General features: G+C 42.2%; 17 protein-coding genes. 15 read left to right on the forward strand and 2 right to left on the reverse strand.

What is annotated here, in order from left to right:
- The first annotated feature begins 11 nt into the window (after window positions 1–11).
- From pabC to ACMVDV_RS02975, 7 genes are read left to right on the forward strand one after another with little or no spacing between them, the layout of a single operon-like run.
- The gene (pabC, locus tag ACMVDV_RS02945) at window positions 12–815 is read left to right on the forward strand and encodes an aminodeoxychorismate lyase (protein WP_416157131.1); all 804 of its coding nucleotides are present in this window, start codon (window positions 12–14) and stop codon (window positions 813–815) included.
- Window positions 809–1,810, forward strand: coding sequence for an endolytic transglycosylase MltG (gene mltG, locus ACMVDV_RS02950; protein WP_416157132.1), 1,002 nt, complete (start codon window positions 809–811; stop codon window positions 1,808–1,810). Before pabC ends, mltG begins: the two co-directional genes overlap by 7 nt.
- Window positions 1,811–1,836: 26 nt before the next feature.
- Entirely contained in the window at window positions 1,837–2,466 is a 630-nt protein-coding gene (gene tmk / locus ACMVDV_RS02955) for a dTMP kinase (RefSeq protein WP_304184517.1), read from the forward strand.
- A gap of 1 nt (window position 2,467) precedes the next feature.
- Window positions 2,468–3,364, forward strand: a complete 897-nt coding sequence (holB, locus tag ACMVDV_RS02960) for a DNA polymerase III subunit delta' (RefSeq protein ID WP_416157133.1) — start codon at window positions 2,468–2,470, stop codon at window positions 3,362–3,364.
- A gap of 8 nt (window positions 3,365–3,372) precedes the next feature.
- A complete protein-coding gene (locus ACMVDV_RS02965; RefSeq protein WP_304184513.1) occupies window positions 3,373–3,699 on the forward strand; it encodes a PilZ domain-containing protein in 327 nt (108 codons plus the stop codon).
- Between the two features lie 11 nt (window positions 3,700–3,710).
- Window positions 3,711–4,490 carry a TatD family hydrolase gene (locus tag ACMVDV_RS02970; RefSeq protein ID WP_416157134.1) on the forward strand — a complete coding sequence of 260 codons (780 nt, stop codon included), beginning with the start codon at window positions 3,711–3,713 and terminating at the stop codon, window positions 4,488–4,490.
- Between the two features lie 7 nt (window positions 4,491–4,497).
- The gene (locus ACMVDV_RS02975; RefSeq protein ID WP_416157135.1) at window positions 4,498–6,351 is read left to right on the forward strand and encodes a metallophosphatase; all 1,854 of its coding nucleotides are present in this window, start codon (window positions 4,498–4,500) and stop codon (window positions 6,349–6,351) included.
- Window positions 6,352–6,366: 15 nt separating this feature from the next.
- Here ACMVDV_RS02975 and ACMVDV_RS02980 read toward each other — a convergent pair whose 3' ends face one another.
- Together ACMVDV_RS02980 and rsmF are read right to left on the reverse strand one after the other, a co-directional pair.
- The gene (locus ACMVDV_RS02980) at window positions 6,367–7,185 is read right to left on the reverse strand and encodes a polysaccharide deacetylase family protein (protein WP_416157136.1); all 819 of its coding nucleotides are present in this window, start codon (window positions 7,183–7,185) and stop codon (window positions 6,367–6,369) included.
- Window positions 7,186–7,551: 366 nt separating this feature from the next.
- Window positions 7,552–8,988: a 16S rRNA (cytosine(1407)-C(5))-methyltransferase RsmF gene (rsmF, locus tag ACMVDV_RS02985; protein WP_416157137.1), complete on the reverse strand. Its 1,437-nt coding sequence runs from the start codon at window positions 8,986–8,988 to the stop codon at window positions 7,552–7,554.
- 266 nt (window positions 8,989–9,254) lie between these two features.
- On the opposite strand from rsmF, the gene ACMVDV_RS02990 reads away from it, so the two are divergent.
- From ACMVDV_RS02990 to ACMVDV_RS03025, 8 genes are all read left to right on the forward strand, one after another.
- Complete coding sequence (locus ACMVDV_RS02990) at window positions 9,255–9,959, forward strand: GntR family transcriptional regulator (RefSeq protein WP_192542103.1); 705 nt, start codon at window positions 9,255–9,257, stop codon at window positions 9,957–9,959.
- A 67-nt stretch (window positions 9,960–10,026) separates the two neighbouring features.
- Entirely contained in the window at window positions 10,027–10,899 is an 873-nt protein-coding gene (gene prpB, locus ACMVDV_RS02995; protein ID WP_064667053.1) for a methylisocitrate lyase, read from the forward strand.
- 33 nt (window positions 10,900–10,932) lie between these two features.
- Window positions 10,933–12,057 (forward strand): 2-methylcitrate synthase, encoded by a 1,125-nt coding sequence (prpC, locus tag ACMVDV_RS03000; RefSeq protein ID WP_416157138.1) that lies wholly within the window; start codon window positions 10,933–10,935, stop codon window positions 12,055–12,057.
- A gap of 128 nt (window positions 12,058–12,185) precedes the next feature.
- A complete protein-coding gene (gene acnD, locus ACMVDV_RS03005) occupies window positions 12,186–14,792 on the forward strand; it encodes a Fe/S-dependent 2-methylisocitrate dehydratase AcnD (RefSeq protein ID WP_416157139.1) in 2,607 nt (868 codons plus the stop codon).
- A 9-nt stretch (window positions 14,793–14,801) separates the two neighbouring features.
- A complete protein-coding gene (gene prpF, locus ACMVDV_RS03010) occupies window positions 14,802–15,977 on the forward strand; it encodes a 2-methylaconitate cis-trans isomerase PrpF (RefSeq protein WP_416157140.1) in 1,176 nt (391 codons plus the stop codon).
- A 421-nt stretch (window positions 15,978–16,398) separates the two neighbouring features.
- Complete coding sequence (locus ACMVDV_RS03015; RefSeq protein WP_416157141.1) at window positions 16,399–19,470, forward strand: hypothetical protein; 3,072 nt, start codon at window positions 16,399–16,401, stop codon at window positions 19,468–19,470.
- Window positions 19,471–19,527: 57 nt separating this feature from the next.
- Window positions 19,528–20,619 carry a hypothetical protein gene (locus ACMVDV_RS03020; protein ID WP_304184497.1) on the forward strand — a complete coding sequence of 364 codons (1,092 nt, stop codon included), beginning with the start codon at window positions 19,528–19,530 and terminating at the stop codon, window positions 20,617–20,619.
- A 9-nt stretch (window positions 20,620–20,628) separates the two neighbouring features.
- The gene (locus ACMVDV_RS03025) at window positions 20,629–22,500 is read left to right on the forward strand and encodes a hypothetical protein (RefSeq protein ID WP_416157142.1); all 1,872 of its coding nucleotides are present in this window, start codon (window positions 20,629–20,631) and stop codon (window positions 22,498–22,500) included.
- Window positions 22,501–22,519: the final 19 nt, after the last annotated feature.

Here is a 22,519-nt window from a genome sequence, read left to right on the forward strand (position 1 = left end):
AACAAAAACCGATGCAAACAATTATATTTACAGATGCAACGAGCACCGTTAGTAATAAAGACCGCGGCCTAAATTATGGCGATGGTTTTTTTACTACCGCAAAAGTGCAAAATGCAGAGGTTGAACACTGGCCGTTACATTGCGCACGGCTAATAGAGTGTGCCGCACGATTGGGGTTTGACGAACTTGATATCAGCGCATTAACGCAAGCCGTTAACGATTATATCCAATCAGTCTCTCTTGGTGTGTTAAAAATAGTTGTCACTCGGGGTGAAGGCGGACGAGGGTATGCATTGCCTGAGCAGCCGCAGACTACTATTTTGTTATCGCAGTTAGCTTTTCCAGCGCACTATAATCAGCAAGCACTGCAGGGTGTTAAGCTTGCGGTCAGTCCTATAAAGCTCGCTTCACAGCCGTTATTTGCGGGTTTAAAAACCTTAAACCGCTTAGAGCAAGTGATGATCAAACGCGCGATGGACGCGCAAACATGTGATGATGTTTTAGTTTGCGATTACCAAAACAATGTGATTGAAGCCTCTGCTGCGAATATTTTTGCCATTCACAATGGCCGTATTGTCAGCCCAAATTTACAAAACTGTGGTATCAAAGGGGTTTATCTGCAATCACTGTGTGATAAGTTGGAGATTGAATTTATTGATATTACCTTGCCCGAATTACTGCAAATGGATGCGGTGTATCTGTGTAACAGTTTAATGGCAATCGTGCCTGTTATCGCCATTGCTGATACTGAGTTTGATTTAACAACGAGTTTAAAACTATTGCATGGTTTATTAGCCAAGGAGTCTGCGTGTTAAGAGTGATTATCTCTATTGTATTGTTAGCGTTGCTGGTCACTGGCATTGGTTATCAGCAATTACAAAACACTATCAACAGTACACTAACTGCCCCAGCGAGTACGTTCTTTGAAGTTAAAAAAGGCACGGGGTTTAATCAACTATGCCAACAGTGGCAGGCTAAAAAGTGGCTAGAAGGGTGTTTTCGTTATCAAATACTTGCCAAACTTGATCCAACCCTTACCGATTTAAAAGCAGGTTTATATCAGCTTGATGAGGGCACTGTACTTGCTAATATTCGTCGTATTAATCAAGGCCAACAAGTGAGCTTTAGTTTCACTATTATTGAAGGGCAAATGTTGCGTGATGTGCTGAGCAATATAAAAGTAGCCCCACATCTGCAGCAAAATTTACAGGCAACGGAGCTTGGCGAGCAAATTACCGGTGTTGAACAGCATTTAGAGGGCTGGTTGTTTCCTGACACCTATCATTATCATGCCAATGATTCTGCCAGCAGTGTATTAAAGCGTGCCTATCAAAAAATGCAGAGCGTACTTGATGATGCGTGGTCGCAAAGAGCAGACGTATTACCGTATGAAAACCAATATCAGGCGTTGATCTTAGCGTCAATTATTGAAAAAGAAACCGGCCTTGCTAGTGAACGACCATTGATTGCATCAGTATTTAGTAATCGTTTAAACTCCAATATGCGTTTGCAAACCGATCCTACCGTTATCTATGGTTTGGGCGCTGATTTTGATGGTGATATTAAGCGTAAAGATTTAACTGCTTATACACCGTATAACACTTATAGAATAAATGGCTTACCGCCAACACCGATCGCCATGCCATCAAAAGCGGCAATTTTAGCGGCAGTCAATCCGCCTGAATCTGAGTATGTGTATTTTGTTGCAAAAGGTGATGGCAGCCATCAGTTTTCGAAAACCTTAAAAGAACATAACAAAGCAGTGCAAGCTTATTTACGTCATCTAAAACAGTTAAACAAATTAGACTAAAGAATTTAAAACTAAAAAGAGAGATCATGACAGCAGCAAAATTTATTGTGATTGAAGGCCTTGAAGGTGCTGGAAAATCAACGGCAATTGCTATTTGCCAACAATTTTTAGCACAACACAATATTGACTTTGTTAATGTGCGAGAGCCAGGCGGCACCCCGATTGCTGAAGCGCTACGTAATATAGTTAAAGATAGCCACGATGAAGATCTTGCCAGCGAAACTGAGTTATTGTTGATGTACGCTGCTCGCTCGCAACTGTTACATAATGTAATTCGCCCAGCGCTTGCAAAAGGGCAGTGGGTATTAGGGGATCGCCATGATTTATCCTCACAAGCTTACCAAGGCGGCGGTAGAGAAATTGCGACAAGCAGCTTAACAGCCCTGGCTGATATTGTATTAAAAGGTTTAAAGCCGGATCTTACTATTTATTTAGACATTGACCCCGCAGTGGGCCTTGCCCGCGCCAAAGGCCGTGGCGAGCTTGATAGAATCGAAAAGCAAGCATTAAGCTTTTTTGAACGCACTCGAGCGCGCTACTTAGCACTTGCCAATAACGATGAGCGCATTAAAACAGTCAATGCAGGGCAGAGTATGGAACTCGTCCATCAAGACATCATCGCGGTGCTTGAGCAATTTGTAAAAAGTAACCCGTAATATGATTTACCCTTGGCTCAACGATATTCACCAGCAACTCATCGCCAGTTTTCAAGCTGGGCGCTTTCATCATGGGCAATTATTTAATGGCCAACAAGGTGTCGGTAAACGCGCCTTAGTTGAACAACTGGCCAATGCCTTATTGTGTAGCACAGCGCAAAATTTAGTCGCGTGTGGGCAGTGTAAAAGCTGCCACTTAAATCAAGCCGCTACTCATCCTGATAAATATACTGTACAAGCCGACGGACAAAGTATTGGTGTTGACGATATCCGTAGTGTCAGTGATTTTATGCATCAATCGGCGGCGCAAAATGCCAATAAAGTGGTGGTGATCAATGATTGCCATAAAATGACCACGGCTGCTGCAAATGCACTGCTAAAAACCTTAGAAGAGCCAAGCCCACAGCGATTTTTACTACTTACGACCAATGCTACAGCACAATTACCAGCAACTATTTTAAGCCGCTGCGCGCTCAGTGAAGTGAAAGTACATGATAGTGCTGCTGCAATGCAGTGGATTGCACAATTAAACGTGCCTGCTTATCCATGGTTAAAGATGTTTACTCAGCAGCCCTTGTTAGTTGCACGCTGGCAACAAGATCAGCAGCTTGAGGTGATTGAGCAACTTTATAAATTTGCAACTGAGTTAAAACAAGGCCATAATTTCAGTGCGTTAGTTGATATCATTAGTAAAGATAACGAACGTGTTCGTGTATTTAGCTTATTTTTAAGCGAGCAATTAAAACAACAACTGCTCACTGGAATGGACTTTGACTCGTATCAAAATGCACAAAACGCCTTGGCCGAGTTTGTGCAAAACAGTACCCAGATACTCGGATTGAATCTGCCATTAGCAGTTTCGCGTTTAGCGTATCGTTTACGTAACAGCCATAAGTAGGACAGATTGTGCAAGAATTATTAGTCGATATAGATGATTTAGACGAGTTATACCGCTGTTATATGCCGTATTTAAAAACCGGCGGCTTATTTGTGCGTACTAATATGCGGTATGAAATGGGCCATTCTTTAGCACTTAAAGTCACTTTACCAGATGCACTTGAAGATGATGTGGTAACAGGTAAGGTCGCATGGATCACCCCGCAAGGTGCACAAAGCTCAAATCCACCGGGGATTGGTATTAGTTTTATTGATGATAAAACAAACCTGAATGTGAAGATCGAAAAACTACTAGGGACTATGTTAAACTCTGGTAATCCAACTTATACCATGTAGTAAGCAGTACCGTGATTGTAGATTCTCATTGCCATTTAGACCGCCTCGACTTTGATAAACTTGATTTAAACTTAGACCAAGTACTTGATAATGCGAGAGCAAAACAAGTAGAGCACTTTTTATGTGTGAGCGTTACACTTGATCAATTCCCGAATATGCTGGAAAAAATTAAGGGTTACAGTGATGTCTCTGCATCATGTGGTGTCCATCCGTTAGATCAAAAAGATGCCTTAGATAAACAACGTCTTATTGAGCTTGCCAGCCATGATAAAGTGGTGGCAATCGGTGAAACAGGGCTTGATTATTATTATGCAAAAGACACCCATGCAGTGCAGCAAGCCAGTTTTGTCGGTCATATTGAAGTCGCCAACGAGCTACAAAAACCGCTGATCATTCATACCCGCGATGCCCGTGAAGATACCATCAATTTAATGCGTGAACATAACGCCGAAAACTGTGGTGGGGTACTTCATTGTTTTACTGAAGATTGGGCAATGGCGAAAAAGGCCATCGACTTAGGTTTTTATATTTCTATTTCAGGCATTGTTACCTTTAAAAATGCCGTTGAGCTTAAAGACGTGGTTAAGCAAATTCCCCTTGATAGACTATTAATTGAAACTGATTCACCGTATTTAGCGCCGGTGCCATATCGCGGTAAAACCAATCAGCCAGCCTATGTACAAGATGTCGCGTATTATATTGCAGAACTAAAAGGCGTGAGTTACAAAGAACTGGCCGAGGCGACTACGGCGAATTTTTATTCGTTATTTAATTTAGTAGCTAAAGGTTAAGTAGCGTATGAGCACAGCAGCACTCCCTGAATTATTAATGGGGCCTATGGTGCGTCGTGCTGATGCCAAAGGGGTGTGTTTTCAATTTGCCACCAGCACCCCTTCGCAATACCGGATTGAGCTGGATAACCTTGAAACTTATAGTGAACATCACAGTCTTGCGCTAGGTAACCAGCTATTTTTGCATTTCATAGTGTTAAAATCGATTCATGAAAAGTTACCTACGGATGTACTACTGGGTTATCGCCTGTATAACGATAAGCAGCAAGTTGATCTCAGTGATTTTTGTTACGATGGCAAAGCAACCCCGGAGTTTGTGATCCCACAAACACTAGAGCAAATATTTCATGGCTCGTGCCGTAATCCGCATCACCCAGCTCAAGATAGTTTAGTTGCTGCACAGCGATGGCAAGCAGCGCAGCGCAGCCAAGGTAAGGCGGGGGCTGATATTTTATTGTTGTCGGGCGATCAAGTGTATGCTGATGATGTAGCCGCAGCAATGTTAATCGCCATATATCGGCTGATTGAATTGCTGGGCATTTACAAAGAGCAGCCACTGGATATTGCACTGCCTAGCGATTTAGCAGAACAACTTTATCAACGTCATCTTTTCTTGCCTAAAGTGCCGTGGCAACAGCGTAATAAAATAGGTGTCGGCTATTGGTTAAAAAAAGACGAACCACACTTCTCTAGCTTAAAAGCAGCCAATCATTTAGTCTCATTTGAAGAATTTATCGCGCTGTACTTACTTAATTTTAGCCCCGTTGTTTGGTCGCTAATTGATTTACAGTCAATCAGCTATCAGGCTAAAACAGCTAAATGCCAACAACTGTTCGATAGTGAAAAACAGGCGTTAACGCAATTTAGTGAAGGACTACACGAGGTACAGCGATTATTTGCCAATGTATCAACACTGATGATGTTTGATGATCATGATGTCACTGATGATTGGAATTTAACCGCAGGCTGGGAGCAAGTGATTTATCAACACCCAGTTAGTCGGCGTATTGTTAATAATGGCTTGATCAGTTATTGGTTGATGCAAGGCTTTGGTAATGATGCGGGAGTTAAAACGGGAGCGTTAATCGATGATTTTAAAGCCAGTTTAAGCAATCAAAAGCAATGGCAATTTAAAGCGTTTGATAAAACGGTATTGGAGTTTAATCATTGGCATTATGAGCTCAATACTGTGCCTAAAGTTGTGGTATTGGATACTCGCACTCATCGCTGGCGTAATGAGCAAAACTTTAATGAACCTTCAGGCTTGCTTGATTGGGAGCGCCTCACTGAGCTTGAAAACAGCCTACTAACCCATGAGCAGGTTATTATAGTATCGCCTGCGCCGGTGTTTGGGGTAAAATCAATTGAAGCTATTCAAGCGTTATTTAATATGTGTGGGCAACCTTTGCTGGTCGATGTAGAAAACTGGATGGCTCACGAAGGCTCAGCCAAAAAATTACTCGATACCTTTCGCCGCGATGATACTCCCAAAGAAACACTGATTTTATCCGGCGATGTGCATTATTCATTTTGTTTTTCAGTGCAAAAACGCTTTGGTAAGCACCCAAACCGTATTTGGCAACTAACCGCCAGCGGCATAAAGAATGAGTTTCCCCGTAAGTTAATTAATATTCTTGATAAGCTCGACTCGATTTTATATGCCCCGAAAAGCCCACTGAACTTTTTTACCAAACGTTGGCAGATGGAAGTCGATAAACATCAAACCAAGGGCGATGGCCAAAAATACTTAGTGAGCGATGCCGCGATCAGTTTGATTGATCTAAAAGCAGGAAAGCTTGTCCGCTATCAACTTATTCATGCGGATAGCCGCACCACAGAGTTTGATTTAAATGATAATTAAGTGGCTTGAGCTAATCTACTTTTTACGGTTAGCTCTAACGTAATCACCCACATTACTGACGGTATCAATCCAGTATCCATTGTCAGGGTCTTGTAAATACACAAGCAATTGCTCGAGCACTTTAGCATCTGTGGTGTATTGATCCCCTTTACCAATCTCATGGCCTGCTAAAATTAACCATGCGTTATTTTCTCGTAGTTGCTCCAGCATAGTGATGATTTCGGCAAAACTCAGACCGTCAATTCTTAGCCCCGTTAGCTGTGCGAAGTCGGTAAAATTTGGGTTATTTGCTGATTCATCTAACCACGTACGGCCACTGTCAAAATGTTTAGCAATAATTGGCACATAGCTTTTGGTATCGACACCACGGCCAACAAAGGTGTTACCACATGGGTATGCGAATGCCCGTGGCGTTACGCCTAATTGCTGTGTTAAATAAGTTTGCGCAGTGAGAATATCATTTTCAAGCCAAGCTAGGGTGGTTTCTTCCAGTGACAGGTTTTGCTTACGTAACCATTCAAAGTTACCAGTACAGACATGACTGCTGGTATGGTTTGCAATTTCATGGCCCGATTTTACAGCGTCTTGCCATTTAGTTAGACGTTCTTTAACGTTAAAAGGGGAAACATAAAAAGTCGCTTTGACTTGGTGTTTGTCCAAAATAGCGGTGCCGACATCGACTTGGCTGTGGCGGGCATCATCAAAAGTGATACTCACGGCATTGCGCGCTTTATGCGGGTAATTAAAACCAAGGTATTTTTGCGACTCAGGATTGGCAATAACAGAGAATGATAGTACTGAAATAGTTATGATCAATGAAGATATTTTTAACATGGTAGTCCTTACACTTTCTTAGTCTATATATAGAAACAAGTTATGTGTAATAAAGCAATGAGTACCTAAGTGACTGAATAAATTTCAAGACGATAGCTTATTTATAGACAAAAAAATGCCCAGAACGGATCCGCATTGTTCTGGGCTTAGGGGATGGCTCTAGTGAGCCTGCGCTAACTTTAAAAACACCTTCTAAATTCATTAAGGGAGAAGTAGAAAGTAATATTAAGTGTAGTTAACAGATGTAAAAATGCCCAATAAATGATTAAATTTTATACTGCTTGTAAAACAGCTATTTGCATAAAAATCACCGTATCAGTACAAAATTTATCCATTGCTTGTGGTCAGCTTATGCACAGCTTATTGTCACCAGGTTATTAACTGATTATTTTGTACCAGATCCCGAGGCAGGGAATTTTTAATTTTATTTTTTTGCCATTTACCCAGCCCGATCGGACAGCCACATAAGGTGAGAACTACTTCACCTAGGGTATTGGTTGGTTTGTCTAAACGGATATCTTTGCCTTGAAAATAATCATTAGCTTGCTGATCAGTCAATGCGAAGCGATTACTTTTACAACGATTGCCAAACACAGTGGCAAATTCGTGATTTAGCCGTACGCCATTTTTATGGATCATGCCTAGCTGGATCCCTAAACGCGCGTACTTTATTTTATTTTCAATGGCAGCAAACTCTTCTGGAAACAACCACAGCTCTTTATCCCGTTGCATTAACGAACCGCTCAGCGCCGTGATGCCAAATTGCTTTTTTAATTCAGCGTAAAAAGCCTGGCTGGGCTTTTTGTCAAACGGCTGAAACGGAAATGCACCTTTTTTAACTTTTTGATTGGGGTTGTCGCAACTGGCAAGCTTTTTAAATTTAGCAATAAAAAACCCTTCACTGTCGAATGTTTGCGGCCAAACATGTAAATAACCCTCTGCTGTTGTAGCGCGCTCAGCACCTGCAAATAAGTTATCTAAGGGTTGCACGGCCAATTGCTCAGGAAACTCATTTAAAAGGTACTCACACACTTGTTGGTTTTCAAGCGGTGTCAATGTGCAGGTTGAATAGACTAACGTGCCACCTGGTTTTAATGCATAAAAGGCACTTTTGATCAGATCCTTTTGTACTTTTGCGATATCAATATTTGATTCGATTGACCAGTTTTTTAACGCATCTGCGTCTTTGCGCACGGTACCTTCGCCTGAGCAGGGGGCGTCGAGTAAAATACTGTCAAAGCATTCAAACATGTAGTCGCCAAAAATCACTCCATCAAAATGGGATAAGGCACAATTACCCACCCCCATGCGTTTTAAGGTGGCACTGAGTACTTTTAACCGTGATGACGATAATTCATTGGCAACCAGTACGCCTTGGTTATCCATTAGTGCGGCGAGCTGTGAGGTTTTAGAGCCTGGCGCCGAGGCCATATCAAGGACATGCTGTGCCTGGGCTAATGACTCTTTTAGTGCCATAGCTGGCAACATGGAGCTTGCTTCTTGCACATACATAGCACCACTTAAATGTAAATCGGTATTACCCAGTGCCAGTGCTTGTTCTTCCTCTGCAGGGCGCTCTAACCAAAAACCTTCTTCGCACCAAGGCACAGGTGTTAACTGCCAGCCTTTTTGTTCAGCAATACGTTTAAATTCAACAACCGACATTTTTAAGGTATTGACGCGAATTGATTTACGCAGTGGCCTGCGACAGGCACTAATAAAATCAGCGAGATCCAAGTGCTCAGGTATATAGGTGTTTACGTCATCGATAAAATGCTGGGGAATATACGTGTTGGCGTCCAAGACTAAGCTCACAGATAAAAATAAAAGCGCATTTTAGCACTTTTAACGCACAAGAGCAGCGCCTGAGAAGAGATTTTAACAGTACTTGCCATGTCGACAGTTTTCTTGGTTTACGGTATTTAACGGCCAAATTAACCATTATAAATTTAAGTTATGTCGACAATAATTGTGTTTTTGTGATTTTTCTGCCGAATTAGGCTTGACTCTGTTAGCACGAACTACCATAGTGTCAATACGAATTGTCGACAATCTTAAAGAAGTGATTAATGACCCAAGATGCTTTTAGCGAAACACTCATTACCACAGCCTCAGATCAAGTGTTTGTAGATATGCGCCGTGAGATAGTTGAAGGCAGCATTGAGCAAGGCAGTAAAATTTCTGAGCCGGAGCTGGCAAAGCGTTATGGCGTAAGCCGTGCCACATTACGCGAAGCATTAAACCGCCTTGAAAGTTGTTACTTGGTTGAGCGAAAAGCCAATGTAGGGTGTCGGGTTGTTGCCTTGACCGCTGAGCGGTTAATCGAAGTATACCAAGTACGCAGCGCCCTAGAAGGCTTAGCCTGTCGTTTAGCTGCCGACAATATGGCACCCGATGAAGTGCAAAGTTTAAAACAATTACTTAATCAGCATTTACAAACTCAGCGAGTCAAAGAAGGTGAGTCTTATTACCAAGAAGCGGGCGATTTAGATTTTCATTACCGGATTATTAAAGGCAGTAAAAATGACCACCTTATTCATTTATTGAGTAACGGGCTTTATCAGTTAATTCGTATGTATCGAGTGCAAATGGGCATGGTTGGACCGCGCGTATCAAAAGCGTTTGATGAACATTTAGCTATTATCAATGCGATTGAAAATCACGATGGTGAGCTGGCTGAGTTATTAATGAAGCGCCATATCAGTGCATCGCAAGCCAACATACAAACAAAATTTAACTTACATGCCGCGCAAAATGAGCGCGCAGAGCAGTAAAAACGTCATATTAAACCATTAAAAAATACAAGTTGTTATAGAGCAACCCCGTTCAAAGGAGACAGCAATGTCAGCAGGATCAAAGTTCAAACAGGCGATTGCCAATAATCATCCACTGCAAGTGGTGGGCACAATCAACGCATACACTGCGATGATGGCTGAAAAAATGGGCCATCAAGCCATTTACTTATCAGGTGCGGGAGTGGCGAATGCCTCTTTCGGTATGCCTGATCTCGGTATGACCAGCCTTGATAATGTGCTGGAAGATATTCGCCGTATTACTGGTGCCAGTGACTTGCCACTGTTAGTGGATGCCGATACCGGTTGGGGCGGGGCGTTTAATATTGCCCGTACAGTAAAAGAAATGACTAAAGCGGGGGCTGCAGGGTTTCATATTGAAGACCAAGTAGCACAAAAGCGTTGTGGCCATCGTCCTAATAAAGAAATAGTCTCGCAAGCGGAAATGGTTGACCGTATTAAAGCGGCGGTTGATGCAAAAACGGATAGCGATTTTTACATTATGGCGCGTACTGATGCGTTTCAAAAAGAAGGCTTAAATGCCGCGATTGACCGTGCTGCTGCCTGCGTTGAAGCCGGTGCCGATGCGATATTTGCAGAAGCCGTACACGACCTTGCTGATTATCAAGCATTTACCAAAGCGCTTAGCGTGCCTGTTTTGGCCAACATTACAGAGTTTGGGCAAACGCCAATTTATACTAAAGAGCAGTTAAGTGATGTGGGTGTGCAACTGGTGCTTTACCCGTTAAGTGCGTTTAGAGCGATGAATAAAGCGGCATTAAATGTGTATTCAGCTATTTTAAATGAAGGCTCACAACAAAGCCAAATTGAAAACATGCAAACACGTGCTGAACTGTATGACTTTTTAGACTATCACAGCTATGAAAACACCCTTGATAGCCTTTTTTCAGCAAATAAATAATCGCAATAATAACAATATTTAAGGAGAACAGAGATGGTTGATAAAGCATTAGGTGGCGCAGGTTTACGTGGTCAAGTTGCCGGTCAAACAGCATTATGTACAGTAGGGCAAACGGGCTCGGGTTTAACTTACTGCGGTTATGATATTGCAGAGCTTGCAGAAAAAGCACAGTTTGAAGAAGTATCATTTTTACTTTCACGTGGTGAACTACCCACTGCAGCCGAACTTGCAGAATATAAAGCAAAACTCAAAAGCCTACGCGGCTTGCCAACAGCACTGAAAACAGTGCTTGAGAATATTCCAAAAGACGCGCATCCAATGGATGTGATGCGTACCGGTTGCTCTATGTTGGGTAACCTTGAAATGGAGCATGATTTTAGTCAAGCGAATGATGCCATTGATCGTATGGTTGCGGTATTCCCAAGTATTATTTGTTACTGGTATCGCTTTACTCACGATGGCGTGCGTATTGAAACGCAAACTGATGATGATTCAGTTGGCGCGCACTTTCTAACGTTATTACATGATAAAGCACCGTCTGAATTATTTGCACAAGTGATGAACGTGTCGCTTATTCTCTATGCAGAGCATGAGTTTAATGCTTCGACCTTTACCGGTCGTGTCTGTGCATCCACCTTATCGGATATTCATTCGTGTGTAACGGGTGCCATTGGTACGTTACGTGGGCCATTACATGGCGGCGCGAATGAAGCTGCGATGGACATGATTGAAGGCTTTACAGATGCCGATCATGCAGAGCAAGAAATCATGGGCATGTTAGCGCGTAAAGATAAAATTATGGGCTTTGGTCATGCTATTTATCGCGAATCAGATCCACGTAATGTGATCATTAAACAATGGTCTGAAAAACTCGCTGCAGAAGTAGGCGACGAGGTACTTTATCCCGTGTCAGTGCGCTGTGAAGAAATTATGTGGCGTGAGAAAAAATTATTCTGTAATGCCGATTTTTTCCATGCTTCGGCGTATCACTTTATGGGTATCCCAACGAAATTATTTACCCCTATTTTTGTGATGAGCCGGGTTACAGGCTGGACTGCGCATGTAAAAGAGCAACGCGCTAATAACCGTATTATTCGTCCAAGTGCTGATTACACCGGGCCGGAAGCACGCAGCTATACGCCGATTGAATTACGTTAAGACACAGGGTGGGCGCATATGAGCCCACCGTTTTTTGCACATAGCCTTGAGCTGACAGTTTTTCTCAAACTTTCCTTAAACACGCTACCTGTGTGCAGCCACCGTCACCCAATTTAGCGAGTCTTACCATGACTATTATTAATAACAGCCAATACCGAAAACCGTTACCAAATAGCAACGTCGATTATTTTGACACGCAAGCCGCGGTTGATGCTATCAAACCGGGCGCATATGCAACATTGCCTTATACATCCCGTGTATTAGCAGAGAACTTAGTGCGTCGCTGCGACCCCGATATGCTCAATGATGCGCTTAAACAAATTATAGAGCGCAAGCAAGATTTAGATTTCCCTTGGTATCCCGCGCGGGTAGTCTGCCACGATATTTTAGGGCAAACCGCTTTAGTTGATTTAGCAGGCCTGCGCGATGCCATTGCTGCCAAAGGCGGCGATCCAGCCAAAGTTAACCCTGTGGTACCAACACAGCTGATTGTTGATCACTCATTAGCCGTTGAATACGCAGGGTTTGATCCCGATGCTTTTGAAAAAAACCGCGCTATTGAAGATAGACGCAACGATGACCGTTTCCACTTTATTAATTGGACCAAAACTGCGTTTAAAAATATTGATGTGATCCCACCGGGTAACGGCATTATGCATCAAATCAACCTTGAGAAAATGTCGCCGGTGATCCAAAACCGCGATGGGATTGCTTTTCCTGATACCTTAGTCGGTACTGATAGCCACACACCGCATGTTGATGCGTTAGGTGTGATTGCAGTTGGTGTGGGCGGCCTTGAAGCCGAAAGCGTGATGCTTGGCCGCGCCTCTTATATGCGTTTGCCTGATATCATCGGTGTTGAACTCAGTGGTAAGCGCCAGCCTGGTATTACGGCAACAGATATTGTGCTTGCGATCACCGAGTTTTTACGTGGCCAGCGTGTCGTATCAAGCTATTTAGAGTTTTATGGAGAAGGTGCCGATGCACTGACTTTAGGCGATCGTGCTACTATCTCAAATATGACACCAGAATTTGGTGCCACCGCCGCGATGTTTTATATCGACCAGATGACCATTGACTATTTACGCCTTACCGGGCGTGAAGAACAGCAAATTGCGCTCGTTGAAAACTACGCAAAAACCACCGGTCTGTGGAGTGATAGTTTAAAAACAGCGCAGTATGATCGGGTATTAAAATTTGATCTATCAAGCGTTGGCCGCAACATTGCTGGACCGTCAAATCCGCATCGTCGTGTTGCAACCAGTGACTTGGCAGCGCAAGGGATCTCTGGGGTGGTTGAAAATGAAGCAGGTTTAATGCCGGACGGTGCCTGTATTATTGCTGCTATCACCAGTTGTACGAATACTAGTAATCCACGTAACGTCATTGCAGCTGGTCTTATTGCGCGCAATGCTAACGCCAAGGGCTTAACTCGCAAGCCATGGGTTAAAACCTCATTAGCACCGGGTTCAAAAACGGTGCAATCGTATCTTGAAGATGCCAAATTACTGTCAGAACTAGAGCAACTTGGTTTTGGTATTGTTGGCTTTGCCTGCACCACTTGTAATGGTATGAGTGGCGCGCTGGATCCCGTTATTCAACAAGAAGTGATAGATCGTGATTTATACGCCACGGCAGTGCTTTCGGGTAATCGTAATTTTGATGGCCGTATTCACCCGTACGCTAAGCAAGCGTTTTTAGCGTCTCCGCCATTAGTAGTTGCCTATGCCATTGCAGGAACTATTCGTTTTGATATTGAAAAAGACGTACTGGGTAAAGATCAGCAAGGTAACGATGTTACGCTAAAAGATATTTGGCCGTCGGATGAAGAAATCGATGCGGTTATTAAACAAAGCGTAAAACCTGAGCAGTATAAGAAGGTTTACGAGCCGATGTTTAATTTAACCGTTGATTACGGTGAAGATAACGACCCACTTTACGATTGGCGCCCACAAAGTACTTATATTCGTCGCCCGCCATATTGGGAAGGGGCGCTTGCTGGTGAGCGCACCATGAAAGGCATGCGTGCATTAGCGGTGCTTGGCGATAACATAACAACGGACCATTTATCGCCCTCGAATGCAATTATGGCCAACAGCGCAGCAGGTGAGTACTTAACACATATGGGTGTGCCAGAAGAAGACTTTAACTCCTATGCCACGCACCGTGGCGATCATTTAACGGCACAACGGGCAACCTTTGCTAATCCTAAATTACTTAATGAAATGGTGATTGAAAATGGCGAAGTGAAACAAGGCTCTTATGCGCGTATTGAGCCAGAGGGCACAGTTACTCGGATGTGGGAAGCAATCGAAACCTATATGCAGCGTAAACAACCATTAATTATTGTTGCTGGGGCTGATTATGGCCAAGGTTCTTCACGTGATTGGGCAGCCAAAGGCGTGCGTTTAGCCGGTGTTGAAGTTATCGCGGCCGAAGGCTTTGAGCGCATTCACCGTACTAACTTAATCGGCATGGGTGTATTACCGCTGGAATTTACAGCGGGCACTACGCGTAAAACGCTTAAGCTTGATGGCAGTGAAAGTTACGACGTAGCAGGTGAGCTAACTCCAGGTGGAAGCGTTAATTTAATCATTACGCGAGTCGATGGCGAAGTACTCACGGTGCCAACCAAATGCCGAATCGATACCCAAGAAGAATTATCTATCTATGCCGCAGGCGGTGTATTACAACGCTTTGCGCAAGACTTTTTAGAAGCCACGCAAAGCGTATAAGGAATTGTAATGACATTTAAACCACAAATTAAAGTGCCTGCCACCTATATGCGCGGTGGCACCAGTAAAGGGGTGTTTTTTAATTTAACTGATTTGCCAGAGGCTGCCCAAGTGGCGGGCTCTGCGCGCGATAACTTGTTATTGCGTGTGATTGGTAGCCCAGATCCATATGGCAAACAGACCGATGGTATGGGCGGGGCTACTTCTAGTACCAGTAAAACCGTTATTTTAAGTAAAAGTGAGCAAGCTGATCACGATGTTGATTACTTATTTGGCCAAGTTGCTATTGATAAAGCGTTTGTTGATTGGAGCGGGAACTGCGGTAATTTAACCTCGGCGGTAGGCGCATTTGCAATTAGTAATGGCCTTGTTGACGCTAGCCGCATTCCCGAGAACGGTGTGGCTGTAGTGCGGGTTTGGCAAGCGAATATCAAAAAAAGCATTTTAGTACATGTGCCTATAAGCAATGGTGAAGTACAAGAAACCGGTGACTTTGAACTCGACGGCGTGACATTTCCCGCGGCTGAGGTAAAACTTGAGTTTATCGATCCTGCCGATGATGATGGCGTGTTATTTCCTACAGGCAATATTGTTGACGACCTCGAAGTAGCAGAGTTTGGCGTACTAAAAGCGACCATGATCAACGCCGGCATTCCCACCATATTTGTTAATGCGCAGGATATTGGTTACACCGGCACTGAGCTGCAAGATGATATAAATAATGACGAACAAGCGTTAGCTAAGCTTGAGTCTATTCGTGCGCATGGTGCCGTAAAAATGGGCTTGATCGGTCATATTAGTGAAGCGGCAGCGCGTCAACATACACCAAAAGTGGCCTTTGTCAGTAAGGCAAACAGCTATGTAGCATCAAGTGGCAAAGCGATCAGGCAAGACAGTATTGATCTACTGGTTCGCGCTATGTCGATGGGTAAGCTGCATCATGCCATGATGGGCACAGCAGCTGTTGCAATCGGCACAGCAGCTGCGATAGCAGGATCGCTCGTTAATATTGCTGCGGGCGGTGGTCAACTAAGCGAAGTGAACTTTGGCCACCCTTCAGGCACTTTAAAAGTCGGCGCAAAAGCACAGCTGATTGATGGTGATTGGCAAGTAACAAAAGCCAGTATGAGTCGAAGCGCTCGAGTACTTATGGAAGGTGTAGTGCGGGTGCCTGAAGTCAATTAAGGTACAAATAAACTTGCAAGTGGCTGCCAAGCCACTTTTCCCCTGTGTTTATGTGAAAAAATGTAAACGGCATTGTATGTAATTGTATCATCCAGTTAACAATTCTCCATTGTATCTGCTCATTCTAAAGTAGAATAATTCAAATTAACAACATAACAGATTGTTTGTTAAGGGTTTTATTTTTACTTTGTTAGCTGCGATGCATTTAGTTAGTTAATTTTTCCTATCGATAATTAAAATTACATTTTTCCATTAATTGTCATATATTGGTGGTAGGTTGATAATATGTAATAACAAATGTAGTTTGTTAGGTTTTTTTTGATACAGTTTGATACATAATTTTAACTTAAAATACTGTTGATAATAATCTAGGCTACATTTCAGTAATGATATTTGCTAACAAGCACTCAAGGAGATTTTCATGGCGAAAAGAATAATAAAATTTACCCCAATTGCAGCTTCGGTTGCATTGACTCTCGGCCTAACTGGTTGTGGTTCTGATAATGATAATAACAAATACACACCTGATCCAGTTACTGTTTATAAAGGCGAAGTTAGTACTAATTTCAATACTCAAGTATCAGGTAAAGCGGTAAAAGGGTCGTTGATGAATGCGGTAGTGACCGTATCGACTTTAAATGATGCGGGTGAATCTGTGCCGGTTGCATTTCGTTTAGAAGCGGCAGCAGATGCCAGTTATGCTGCTGAGTCGACCACCTCACAAGCGGATGCAGATGCAAAAGCACTTGCTATGCTAACGGCTGCTAATCCCGCTGATGTAATAACATCAGCGACTGGTGGTTATAGCATTTATCTCGAAGACGGTTTTACTGGTCCACTTTATATTACGGTTAGCACATCTAAACAAGGTGACGACAGCATGGTGAAGTGTGATGCATTCACTGGCTGTGGTGCTTATGACAGCGCACCTGAAGTGTCAGATGTAGCTGGTATGGTTAACAATGGTGATAGCGCGATTGATTTTGGCGAATGGTATAAAGACGATCTTGAATTACAAGTTGTTAAATTTATTCAGGCGCCATCGCCAGTTGCTGCGAGTGTTCGTGGTATTAATTTTGCGGAAGGTGATGGTACTGGTGTTGAGCAATATTTTGCTAATGTGACTCTTTACACAAGTATTGCTGCAAAAATGCTACTTGATGGCGCTAAAGATGGCTCTGCAGTCTCCGATGAAGCCGTTGCCGCAGCAAGCTTAAAAACCTTGATCCAAATATTAGGTCCTGAAGCTGCAATTAAAGCCGCAGCTTTGTTAGGTGATGTGTCACTAGGTGGTGCTGTTGATTTCAGTGATATTGGTGATGGCGATTCGCTTGATGCAGGTACTTTGGCATTAGTGCAAACAGCGGTTTCTCTACAGTCTGTTGCCGGCGCGGGTGCTAATGGTTCATTAAAAGACTTGCTTGCAAGTTTATCTGCTGCGGTTCAAGCGGGCAAAGTAAGCAACAGTGACAACGATATTGTGCAAAAGATTGCAGCTGAACTACAAAAAGCAGTTGAGAATACTAGCCTTATTTTTGCCGCAGTAGTAACAGGTGAAGGCATTGATGAAGCTTTTGCGAAAGTAGCTGAAAACTTAGGTATTACTGATGTTGATGCGATTGCAAAATTAAGAGATAAAGCGACTAAAGCGGTACAGAAAGTTCAGGAAAAAGCAAAAGAAAAAGGTCTTGATAAAGACTTAAAAGAAACGGCTAAACAACTTAAAGAAGTACTTAAGAAAATTGGCTGTGATGACAACTGTGACGCAGGCGATGATTTTATTGCGAAAGTTGCGGCGGAATTAGAGTTACAAGTAACAGCTATGACAGCTGAATTAGCAACTGCAGCTACTTCCGTTTCAGCGGGAACAGCTGAACTTAAAACAGTTAAAGAATTGGGGAATGCTGGTTTAGATACAACGGATAAAGTACTTGCTTACAGTTCCGCCGTATTCACTTTATCGGGTAATAAAGTAGCGTATAGCCAGTTGCAAGTCGAGCTCTCTGCAGCGCTTAATTCAGCCACTTCAATTGTCAGCACTGCCGCAGGTTTAGGGGATGAATATCAGCAACTAACAGATAAATCAGAGGCGTTAGTTAGTGCCGTAACAGCACAACTTTCAGCCGTTGCTACGTTAATTGAAGGTATTGCAGAAGAAGAAGCACGTTCCAATGAGGCTGTAGCAGCATTTGAATTAGCACTAGATGCTGCCAAAAGTAATGCTATTGTTGCTAATACCGCACTAGGTTCAGCTGATTCAGCTGCAATGGTTGCTCAAGCCGATTTATTGATGGCTATGATGGCTGTTGATGCAGCAATGCTCGATACAAAAGAAAATGCTGTAGCTGCTTTTGCATCAGCACAATCTGCAATTACCCAGGCTATGGCTCTTAGTACGAAAGCAAATGAACTTACCAGTACTGCTACCCAAGCTGAAACTGCTGCAGCATCGTTAGCTGCGATTGCTTCCGAAGAAAGTGATGAAACAATGGCCGCTGAATTATCAGCAGCTGCAAAATTAAGTACTGCGTTTGCAAATGAACTTGCAGATCAAGCCGCTGCTGCTATTACAACTGCTACAACTCTTGAAACAAATGCTAAATCCACAATTGCTAAGTTTGAGCTGTTAGTTAAGGTAAAAGCAGGAACAGAACAAGCGCGTAGTGCTACGCTTATAACTAAAACTGGTGGCCAAGCTTTATTTGATATTTCAGAAGTAATCTACGACGTATTGACTGAAGCATGGGATTATGGCGATGAAGGAATCGATGTAGTTTCAACTCGCTATCCAGCTTGGACTTACAGTTTTGATAAAGATGATTTAGAGCTGGATCTTATGAATACAGTAACAGGCGAAAAGGTTACTGTGAATGGCTCCATCAACAACAAAGCACTTATTTTTGCTTTTGGTGGTATGATAAAAAGCGAAGATGGTGCGGTTATTAAAATCGAAACACTACCTAACATGAGTGATGCTTTAGAAGATTGTGTTGATGCTTACTATGGCGCAATCTCAAAAGAGCAATCTGACTCATGTTTAGCAATTGACTTTGAGGAAGAAGTTAACTCAGATACGGCGATTGATGGAACTGTATTAGCTGTAAATGGTTGGAGCAGAGTCGAAATAATTGATGGTGACTCTGGTTTTGTGGGTACACTTTCATTAGCAGGAACCGACTCCTCTAATTTAGCTGCAATTACGGCTTCAGGATTAACTTCAGGCCTTAACTTTACCGCAACTATTTCTATTGATGGTAACTATCAAGAAGACTTTTACGGATTAGAAATTCAATTGCATACTGGGTTTGGTTACCAGTTGTTCATTGGCGCTCCAGATGGTGAATATTTCTCTGGGTCTGTTAATGCCAATTTCAATGGTATGATCACGGAATTCGGTACTGTAACAGAAATTACCAATGGTATTTCTGTTGAGTATATCGATGGTGAAATTATCGATTACACAGATATTAGTTTCTTAGATTCATCGAAGTAACGTACAAATAAGAGGGAGAGTTGTTCTCCCTCTTACATAATAACAAGTGAAATAAGTATGAAAAAAAAAATTCTCACGTTAGGATTTTCCGCATTTTTAATCACCCCAGTTAGTCACGCAGTAGAGCAATTGCAAATTTTCACCACCCTTGATTCAGAAGTGTATACTGAAACACAACCCGTTACTGCGTTTATTGATGACTTTGATGCTCCTCTCACATCAGGCGACAGCGCATTTACTTATAATGTGTTTGAGTTTGGTGTTGGCTATGGAAATTTTAAAGTCGGTTATCAAAATCGTTTTGACTATGTTTTAAACTTTGATGCTGATACAGCGCGTTATTTGCATACCGAAAAAAATGACCTGCCTTTTGAAGATAGAAATTACGTTTATTACCTTGATGGTAAGCAAGCAACTACTAATGGATTGTTTATTTCTTATGACTTTCAATTTTTAGATTCTGAGGCATTAACCATCACGCCTAAATTAACCGTTTTTGCCAGTACACACTTTCAAGATCTGAAAGTCGATGGCACGGTTTACAGTGATGAGATCCAAGGCGCATTAACAGTCGACTCTTACTTTTCAAAAGATATTTTATTTAAGCGATTTACTCCTGATGAGAACCCATCCGGCTTAGGATATAGTGTTGATTTAGCAGTTAATTGGAAAATAAATCAAGATTTAACCATCGGGATACTTGCACAAGACTTACTGTATGAAACCGAGTATGAAAACAGTGGTTTTGCAAATGGTTATACAACAGAGGTGCCGTTTACCGAAAACGACGATGGCGATATTGTCACTGAGCCAACAGTACGTTTAGCAACGTCTGAATATGGTAACGAAGTGACGCATAAGTTTGATATGCCAGTGCGCATAAAAGTCTATGCGGATTATCGTATTAACGATGTGTTCTCGACAGAGTTGATGGTTAAACGGTTTGATCAAGATACCTTTTCGCAATTAAAAGCACGTATGCATTTTTGGGATCATTGGGCCGTGATTGCTGGTTATGAAACAAAAAGTGAAGCTGTTTTGCTTGGTATCGAAAATGATTATTTTGGTTTAACTATACAAACCGACAATATTGATATTGATAAAGCCTATTATGCCAATGTTAATTGGTATGTGAAGTTAGCATTTTAAGGACTTGTGATGTTTAAAAAACTTATATCAGTTAGTTTACTTATGTCATTAGTTGGTTGTGGTGGCTCGTCAGACGATAAAACCAGAGATACTTTACCTGTCATGCTGGAAACGTCTTCAACGGTAAGCTTTTATATTGCACCTTGGCAGGCTAAATCGGGTACGTTAACGCTTATTAATGATAGTACTGGGAGCGTAGAAAATAGTGACGTTGTAGATATTAATAATGTCACGTTACCAGCCGCAACATTAAATTTTCATCGCGTTGAATTCGTCTCAGATGGCACAACGCTACCTTGCCCAAGCTTTGCTGGTTGTGGTCGTACCTTTAGAGATAACCCGTATGATGAAAACAGCAACCGGCGTATTGATTATCAAGAAGTGATGGATATGACATTGAGTTATCGGGCTGACTTTGTTGCAGCCCCAGGGGAAAATAAGCTGTATTTATCGCCAGTCAGTTCACTAATTAGCGATGATAATTTAGATATTACCTTAGAGAGTTTAAGTGCGACGCCTTTTTATCATCTTACGCATAGTCAGTTAAATGATAATCTTGAAGCCGAATTATTAACTAACGCATTGACCTTTGGTGTTATTTTAAAAAGAGCCGCTGACATTGAGGAGAATTTAAATACAACTGGTAATAGTGTTATCGAACAACAAGCCCAGTTAGTTAGCTTGCCATTTTATCGCACTTATGCAGATCGTTATGTGTCAGAAAACTTACTGAACGTGGAAGGTAACCCGTTACTACAATCAGTGGTTGGTGAAGTTAAACAAAAACTGGCAAGTATTGGTGATGCTGAAAACATCGCGCAACGAGAACTCAGTCAGCAGCAATTACATTCCAAAGAACTACTAGAAGATGTGCGTAATATATTAGGTGTTGCGCGGCTGCAAGAGCAAAAATACAGTGATGAACTACTCCAAAATTTAACTGAATTTAAAGACATTTTAGATGAAGAATCGCAACAGACGCTGATCGTTCTGGCTAACGTACTTTATGATGTTATCTATAATTTTTCGCCACTAAATGATACGGACGTAGGTATTTATACTTTACAAGGGCTAACTATAGATTATCAACAATCGCCTTACTCTTGGGCTATTAGTGGTCAGTATGACAACCATGCTGTAGAAATAGATTTAACTATTCCCCAGTGGCAAATAAGTGGACTGTTGGGTAATAAAGTCTCCGGTGTTATGAGTGCGAAAGTAACCGGCCAAGATACGCAATTAAATGTAGATGTGAGTGACTTATTACTGTCATTTGATGGAACTGACGATCCATTCTCAGATGAACAAAGTGACACTACCGGGCAGCTAACAATTGCAACAAACGTTACATTAGAAAATGAGATCAGCAGGTTGACAGGTGATATAAATCTAACGGCTAATCGCTTTGTCACCCCTTTTGAAGAACTTGTGACTGTGTTAGCGGGCTTTGATTTTAAAGGGCAGTTGGACAGTGCAAGTCAAACAACCCTGTTTAATTTACAAGCTATAGAAGCAACGCCATTTATTAATGAAGCAACACAAAACCTGGTGTTTGCTGTGCAATTGATGATGCCATTAAATGGCGCTAAAGATTTTCAGCTTGCGTATGTGGGCAATTTGAATCGTTTAGCTGAGATTAACAATGCAAAAATTGCCTTACGATTAAAAAATAGGGCGCTTGAAATCAATCTACGTACGGTAGGAAATAATATCAACGCAGTGATCAAAGGGGCGCAAGGGCGTTGGTTAGACGTTAAACAGAAAGGCCGTAATTACAGTGGCGGATTATATTTTGGCGACACGCAAATCGCAGATGTAACAGCGGTAAGAGGTGTACCGGGTATTTTATTCCCTGATGGCACATTTGAGTCATTGTTTTAATAATATAAAGGCGCTTATT

The sequence above is a fragment of the Pseudoalteromonas sp. ASV78 genome (assembly GCF_047806705.1).
Taxonomy (GTDB): domain Bacteria; phylum Pseudomonadota; class Gammaproteobacteria; order Enterobacterales; family Alteromonadaceae; genus Pseudoalteromonas; species Pseudoalteromonas prydzensis_A.